This window comes from Companilactobacillus nantensis DSM 16982, assembly GCF_001435815.1.
Lineage (GTDB): Bacteria > Bacillota > Bacilli > Lactobacillales > Lactobacillaceae > Companilactobacillus > Companilactobacillus nantensis.
This window is the reverse complement of sequence record NZ_AZFV01000001.1, coordinates 214,627-221,174: the sequence shown is the minus strand read 5'-3', so window position 1 is coordinate 221,174 and position 6,548 is coordinate 214,627. Positions and strand designations below refer to the sequence as shown.

Below are 6,548 nucleotides of genomic sequence, written 5' to 3'. Positions count from 1 at the left end.
CTTTGAAATCAGATAAGAATTATGATTTTAAATCATTTGGCAGAGCTCTATTAACGGTCAATGCGGAAAATGCAAGCCCAACAGTTCAAACAAAAGAAATCACATATGGCGATAAAGTCTTACCAGAAATTACAGGTAGCTTAGATACTGCATCAGATGATCATAATTTAGCTCAATCAGATTTTGAAGTGGTTGATGCCGCAGGCAATGTATTAAAGCCTGAACAGTTACAAGCTGGTGGTGCCTATTGGATTCAATACACTGATAAAGCTAAGGCTGCTTTTGAAGCAGATAGAAATTATAATTTTAATTTTGGAAAGGCTGAGTTAACAGTTACACCCAAAGATGTAACTCCAACAATTCCTAAAATTACCGTGACTTATGGTGACGGATCACTGCCAGAAATTAAAGGTGATTTGGGAACGGAAGCAAAAGACCATAAATTAAGTCAGTCAGACTTTGAAATAGTAGATACTTCGGGTAATGTTGTAAAGCCAGAGGACTTACAGGCTGGTGGAGATTATACGATTCGCTATACTGATAAGGCTAAAAAGGCTTTAACGGCAGATAAAAATTATAATTTCAGTTCATTTGGAGAAGCACCATTGACGGTTGATAAGGCCGCGGCAACTACAACAAATACAGATCCAACAAAACCAGTGGAATCAACGTATGGTGATGCTCCTGAAATAACTAGAATTGCTAAAATAGGTCCTAAAACTATCAAACTTAATCCATATGATTTTAAATTTATTAATCTCCGCAAAGAGGAAGTTGCTCGTAAGCAATTACAAACGGGTACATATTCAATTGAATTAACAAAAGATGCTCTTAATAGATTAAAGGATGAGAATCCAAATTATGATTTTTCTAAATTGTCATTTGGTAATCTCACAATTCAACCACTTAAAATTACAGTTCAGATTAATAACCAAAACATGTACGCTGGTGATAGTAAACCCCAAGATACAGCTAAGTTGAAAGATGGTAGTCAATTAAAAGATGGTGACAACTTAGATAAACTAGGTATTAAGTTTGAAGATCCCAGTGTTTCTGATGTTTCTACGGTAGGAACTTACAAGATTAATGCCAAAACTACTAATCCAAACTATGATGTCACGATAGAAACAGGAACACTGAAGGTTTTAGGCAAAGATGTTGATTCTGATGGCAATGTCACAATAACTGAAAAAGATGCTGACGGAAATGTTGTCAAAGTTACTAAACAATGGAATGATGGCAGCAACACAGTTTATACTAATGATCCAGCCAATAACACTAAAGGTGCTGATGAAGTTGATAAAGATGGTAAAACATCTCCATATCAAACGATTGACCCACATTCTGGGAAGCTGATTTTGCCAAATTCTGATGGTTCTGCAACTGTCGTAACACTCGATGATTCTGGTCAACCAGTCTTCACACATTATGGAGTTGATCCTGACCATGATGGAGTTACAAGTGCAGACGAATTGAAGAATGGAACCGATCCACTAGTTTACAATTCACGTGGTGGCAGCGCTCCAGTAATTGGAAATGGAACGATGGTTAAGAAGAATCAAAACATTGCGACAACAACAAGTACCGTCAATCTCTATAATAATGAAGGTAAACTATTGGACAGTCGAGCTTTAGGTGTCGACAGTTGCTGGTTTAGTGATGAAGAATACACGATCGGTGGCATCATGTACTATCGTGTCGCAACCGACGAATTTGCTAAAGCAAGTGATGTCTACGTTTATATTGATCCAGAACCTGCACTTGTTCGTGTTTATAATAATATTCGTGGTAAATTAGTTGATTACCAAGGAACTAAAGTAAATCGCGAACTATCCCCAAGTTCTGAATGGAGAACCGATAGAATTGCCATCATTAATGGACAACAATTTTATCGTGTCGCAACTAATGAATTTGTTTCAGTTGATGAAGTTTATCCATACACAAACGTGAATGCGGAAGTCACGACTAATTCTGAACTACCAATATACAATGAACGTGATGAAAAGTTGGATATTGTTTTACCAGCCAATGGTACGTACAAAGCTGATAAAATTGTAGTAATGAATGGCGTGAAGTTTTATCGAGTAGCAACAAATCAATTTATTCCTGTTGCTGGAGTCCGTAATTACGCAAACGTTGATTTTAACGTCACAACTGATGCAGTTACAGCTACTTATAATGAACAAGGTGTTCTACTAAATAGTAAGTTGCCTGCCAATGCTACATACAAAGTCGATCGAGAAATCTTTGTTAATGGCAGTCATTACTATCGTGTTGCTACTAATATGTTTATTAAAGTAAAACGTTTTTAGAATGAATGTGATAATAAAAAACTTCTGAGTTTATATAGACTCAGAAGTTTTTTGTCATACACTAATAAATTAAATTCGTTTAGTCTTAGCCCAAGTATTTTGACCAATCATCTCATGGTAAATTGAAATAATGAGGCTAAAGAACAAAACCACATATATGTAAGAAATTAAACCAATTGCGAAGAAAATACGGTGGAGATGAAATTTAATATTAAGGACATCTTCACGATTGATAACCAGTTTGGCGTGGTCATTTAGTCGTAATTCTTGCAGATAAATAATGGTAAAGACAGTTCCAAAAAGTAAGCCAACTACCGCTAAAGCAAAGATAGCCACGAAAAGAAATTCAGGATTATTAATATGGCTCAAAATAAAGTGTGCTGTCAAATAAATAATACTAAAATCAGCTAAGAGATTTAGCACTGGTTGGAAAAAGAAAAAGTAAGTGTCGAATTTTTGAATTGTGGTCATTTTCTTAGAAGTAATGATTCTCCGCAAGTATTTCCAACAATTAAAACCACCTTGTGACCAACGAGCTCGTTGAACGACTAACTTTTTGACGCTGCGCAGAGCCTCTTGATCGACGTAAGCATCCCCAATATATCGAATATGTAATCCATGCAATTCCATCCGCAATGTCAGTTCGTAATCTTCCAACAAAGCATTTCCCCAAGGGGCAGTACCTAATTTCTTAGTAATACTGGAGTATCTGAAGAATTGACCATTACCACAAAGAGCAACGGCATTTAAGTTAGATCTAAATAATTGTGTCAAATGATTGATTGTAAAAAACTCGATATCTTGAAAGGTTTGTAAAACTTTTTTAGGAGCCTTCATTTTGACACGAAGTTGAACAGCATCAGTTTTTTCGTTAATGAAGGCATCATTGAGCTTATAAATACTGTTGTTGCTCAAAACACCGTCAGCATCAATAACGCCAACAATGCAGTTGTGAGGATTAAGGTGGTTATCACGAATGTATTTTTGAATCGTTGGCATTGCGTAATTGAGTGAATCACCCTTGCCAGTACGAGCATTCGGAAGTTTTCGTTCGACAGTCATAATTGGTCCGGGTGTCTCTTTAACCCGAATCAAGGTGTCATCAATTGAATCATCATCAATTACGATGATTTGCTTTTGTCCAGGAAGTCGGAGTGCATCTCGTAAAGTGGCCTGAATTACTTTTTCTTCATTTAAACAAGGTATCAAGATGAAATAAAAGAATTGATCAACAGACGTTTTCGAGTGGTGTGCATCCAATAACGCTTTCTTGTAGGGCTTACGTTGATTGAAATACACGAAAAGCATGATAAAGCACTGAGTCAAAAAGACGGTGAGGGCGGTCAAATAAATAATCATTTTTATCATCCCTTAAATATATTTACATTTATATATTCTTCCTGTCTAAACAAATAATCAATTTATAAAGATAGTCATTTTGTCTAAAAGTATCAACAAATTTATAAAAAACAGTTTGAAAACGCATTAAATTGGTATAATTAATTTGTGATATATGGAGGGGAAAGCATGACGACTTTAGTTGATGTGGCAAAAAAGGCCAACGTTTCAAAGATGACTGTTTCACGAGTGATCAATCATCCGGATAAGGTCACTGACGAGTTAAAGCAATTAGTCTATCAAGCCATGCGTGAATTGGACTACCATCCCAATATGATCGCCAAGGCATTAGTTAATAAGAGTACTCGAATTATCAAACTTTGTATTTTAGAAGACATTGATACAACGGAACCTTATTATATGAACTTAATGATTGGTATCGCAAAAACATTAGACTTGCATCAATATTCTCTGCAGCTAGTAACGCGGAAAAATTTTGATATTGGTAATTGCGATGGTTATATCATTACTGGTATGCGTGAACAGGATGTTGATTGGATCAATAATTTGAAGAAACCGGTTGTCATTTTTGGTGAAAACCGCTATGGTTTCGATTATGTTGATACCAATAATAAAGCTGGGACTTATTTGTTAGCGCAGTTAGCCTTAGAGAAGGGTTATGAGCGCCTGATTTATGTAGGAATTGATTCAAAGGAATCATTTGAATATTCTCGTGAAGCTGGTTATTTGCAACAAGTTCAAGAGAAACGAATGATGCCAGAGTTACATCGATTCGGGAATCACAGTCATTTGGCAGAGGAATTTGTTCGTGATAATTGGGATGATATTACCAAGAATACTGCCTTCATCTGTGCATCCGATCGTTTGGCAATTGGTATTGAACGAGGAATTACTCGTTGTGGTGGTAAGATTCCGGATGATTTTGGGGTGACTGGATTCGATGGTGTCTTTTTGAATCAAGTAGCATCTCCGAAAATTACTACTATTAAACAGTCGATTATCGAAATGGGCAGTGCCTGTGGCGAAAATCTCTTAGATAAAATCGATACGAATGCAAAACAGGGCGCATTAGTCTTTGAACCTAAAATTAGTTTGGGTGGGACATTACGCGAATAATTTGTTACCGATAATATTGAGGATAGCCTTGCTTAGGTGAGGCTTACTTTTTTATACTGGTGTGTAAGGGTTTACACGAAGGGGGCAGCTTATTGTGAGTTGGTATGATAAGGCAATTATTTACCAAATTTACCCTAAGAGTTTTCAAGATACTAATAATGATGGCATCGGTGACTTAAAGGGAGTAACAAAGCGCTTAGATTATATTAAAGATATGGGTTTTAACACGATTTGGTTGAATCCAATCTTCGTATCGCCGCAAGTCGATAATGGGTATGACGTTTCAAATTATTTTGCAATCGATCCAAGTTTAGGGGATACTGATGACTTTTCAGAAATGATAACAAAAGCTCATCAACTAGGTTTACATATTATTTTGGATCTACCGATTAACCACACTTCAGATCAACATCCTTGGTTTAAAGATGCGGTTAACAATGCAAATAGCATTTTTAAGGATTATTATATTTGGCATGATGCAGTTGCTGGTCATGAACCAAATAATTGGGGTTCATTTTTCGGTGGCAGTGTTTGGGAGAAAAACCCAACCGATGCAGGTGAGTATTATTTCCATCTCTTTGACAAACGCATGCCAGATTTGAATTGGAAAAATCCCGAAGTACAAAAGTCAGTTGCTGATATCGCTAAGTTTTGGCTGGAAAAAGGTGTCGATGGGTTCAGGTTAGATGCCTTTATCCATATTGCTAAAGCTAACTTGGAGCAAAACTCACTTTTGACTGATGGAAAATTTCCAATTGATGATACTTTTTATGCTAAGTTGCCCGCTGTGAAAAATTATATGGCCGGTTTCGTCAAGGAAATCAAAGACTATAATCCAGATGCTTTCTTATTCGGTGAGGCTTCATCAGCTAAAGCTCGTGATGCGGCTGAATATACACGTCCTGATGGTCATGTCTGTGATGTTGTTGTCAATTCTGATAATTACGGTGAAGTTTATGATGAAAGTAATCAAGATATTCCTAAGTTTTTCCAAAATCGCCAATTGTCATTACCAGCATTGAAACAGACCTATGTAACTTGGGAAAGTGTGCTCGATCAGGTCAGTTTACCAACATTAACGTGGGGAAATCATGATATTAGTCGAGTGCTAGATCGCCTGAATCTACCAGTTGCTGATGATAAAGTAACAAAATTATTAGCAATGATGTTGTTTTTACAGCGAGGAATTCCAGTAATTTATTATGGTGAAGAAATTGGAATGCATGGCCTAAAGTACCAGCAGATTACTGATTTTGATGACCAAAGAGCATTAGACTTGATCAAGAATTTACGTCAGAAGTCATATGATGATGCAACAATTTTGAAGTTGTTGAATAATCAAGACGAAATGACGGCCCGAGGACCAATGCAATGGGATACCTCAGAATATCACGGCTTTTCAACGCACCAACCATGGAATTGGGCTCAGACGGACACAAATAATGTTGATCAAGAAATCAAAGATTCAGAAAGTATTATGACGTTTTATCAAGCACTTTTACGTGTTAAAAAGCATGAATGTTTTACTAGCGGTAATTATCAATTGTTAATTACTGATCCGAAAATTTACGCGTATATCAGACAGACTGAGAAGTCGAGTGGACTTGTTATTGCTAACTTTTCCGATCAAAAGAAGACATTTACCCTACCAAAAGCAGCGTGGAAGAGTGTACTAACAAACGCAACAGTTAAGAAAACCAGTGGTACCATTGAGTTAGGTCCTTGGGGATGTTGTGCTTTAGAATCAAAAAAATAGAGGGG

General features: G+C 36.6%; 4 protein-coding genes. 3 read left to right on the top strand and 1 reads right to left on the bottom strand.

Annotated elements, in window-relative coordinates; translation table 11 throughout:
* On the top strand, positions 1-2,312 hold a 2,312-nt coding region (locus FD31_RS00985), incomplete at its 5' end, for an MBG domain-containing protein (RefSeq protein WP_157049135.1).
* A gap of 69 nt (positions 2,313-2,381) precedes the next feature.
* Here the strand turns inward: FD31_RS00985 and FD31_RS00980 are convergent.
* Complete coding sequence (locus FD31_RS00980) at positions 2,382-3,671, bottom strand: glycosyltransferase (protein WP_057890890.1); 1,290 nt, start codon at positions 3,669-3,671, stop codon at positions 2,382-2,384.
* A 168-nt stretch (positions 3,672-3,839) separates the two neighbouring features.
* Here FD31_RS00980 and FD31_RS00975 point away from each other — a divergent pair, with 168 nt between their 5' ends.
* Entirely contained in the window at positions 3,840-4,787 is a 948-nt protein-coding gene (locus FD31_RS00975; protein ID WP_057890889.1) for a LacI family DNA-binding transcriptional regulator, read from the top strand.
* Positions 4,788-4,881: 94 nt separating this feature from the next.
* Positions 4,882-6,543, top strand: coding sequence for a glycoside hydrolase family 13 protein (locus FD31_RS00970; protein WP_057890888.1), 1,662 nt, complete (start codon positions 4,882-4,884; stop codon positions 6,541-6,543).
* Positions 6,544-6,548 lie beyond the last annotated feature (5 nt).